Genomic DNA, 1,341 nt, shown 5'->3' on the forward strand with positions numbered 1-1,341 from the left:
CATCCTTGCCCTAGGCGTTAGATGGCAGTTAACCTTACTTAAATCTGACACTGGGGTTGGGTCTAGGGGAGAGCCAGGCGGAGGTGTAGGCGTATCGACAGCAATCGACCCCTGTGACAGGATGCAAACAGGAGGTCTAGGTTGACTTTGCTCTGCCTCTGGGCTACTCACCTATAGGCCAACTTAACCTTATTTTGGACGGTCTCATGAGCGATAACTTGTATTCTTGGTTTCCACGTGCCTTGCTGATCGGCGCTGCTGTTGTGGGGTTGTCGGGCCCGCCGGCAAGGGCTCAGCAAATTACGGATCCCAACCCGGCTCAAGCGGCCACTAATGTGGAGCCCACCTCGCCGATCTCGGCTTCTTTTCGTAGCCAAGATGGGGTCAGCGTGCGCCCGGAGACGGTGCGGGTTTTTCTGGACGGCAAAGATGTTACTGCTGAGTCGGTGATTACCCGGGATTTCTTCACCTACCGTCCTGCCCAGCCCTTGCCGCCGGGACGGCGGGAAGTCCTGCTGGAGTTCACCAACACCCAGGGGGTGACCCGCCGTGTTACCTGGAGCTTCACCGTGGGTAGCCCCGTCCGCGCCTCTATCGACCTGGTGGATCACAACGCCGGCAATCGCCCCTTGGCCGCGGGCGAGATCCTGCTGGTAACTGTCAAGGGCACTCCCTCCAGCCGAGTAACCGTTTACCTTGTCCAGGACGGACGGCAGGTGCAAACTCTGCCAGCTCAGGAAGTTTCCAGCGGCACCTATGTGGTCAATGCCTTGATTGAGCCGAAGGATACTACCCGTGAGGGGATCGTCATCGCTCGCTTAGAAAACAACGGCCAGGTGCGCTTTATGACTGCAGAGCAGCCGGCCCGCCTGATCGAGGGGGCTACTGGGGGGATCCAGCGGCTCACCACCCAAGAGGTTTCCGCGACGATCAGCCCCTCCAGCCTGCTGCCCCAGATCACGAACTTGCGCGATGGGGATCGGGTTGCCGGCTCTTCCTTTACGCTGCAGGGCACCACGGCTCCCAATGCTTCCGTGCGGGTGAATGTAACGGCTTCGACCTCGCTGGGGGGCATCATCAGCGCCCAACAGACGGTGACCAACCAAACCGTGCAAGCCGATGCCCAAGGCCGCTTCACCGTTACGGTGCGGCCGCCCATTCCGGCCTCCGGCACCGTGTATCAGATCAATCTCACGGCCACCTCTGGCAACCAAACCAGCCCGACGGTGACCTTGCGCCTCACCCAGCAGTAGGCTGTCCACTTAGTTGGACTGAGGTTGTCGGCCTGCCGGTCTGGCAGTGGCGGCCAAGCTCCCCTCTCCCTGTGGCTTATACACAGCG

The 1,341-nt window shown here is 60.5% G+C and carries 1 protein-coding gene; it reads left to right on the top strand.

The genetic code is table 11. From position 1 onward, the window contains the following. Positions 1-206: 206 nt before the first annotated feature. Positions 207-1,253, top strand: coding sequence for a hypothetical protein (locus NW857_RS09785; protein WP_414333114.1), 1,047 nt, complete (start codon positions 207-209; stop codon positions 1,251-1,253). Positions 1,254-1,341: the final 88 nt, after the last annotated feature.

It is taken from the genome of Synechococcus sp. H55.9, assembly GCF_047462355.1.
In the GTDB taxonomy this organism is placed as follows: Bacteria; Cyanobacteriota; Cyanobacteriia; order Thermostichales; family Thermostichaceae; genus Thermostichus.

Bases quoted from the DNA above. Each gene is read 5' to 3' on its own strand.
- NW857_RS09785 (WP_414333114.1), top strand. From the start codon at position 207: ATGAGCGATAACTTGTATTCTTGGTTTCCACGTGCCTTGCTGATCGGC.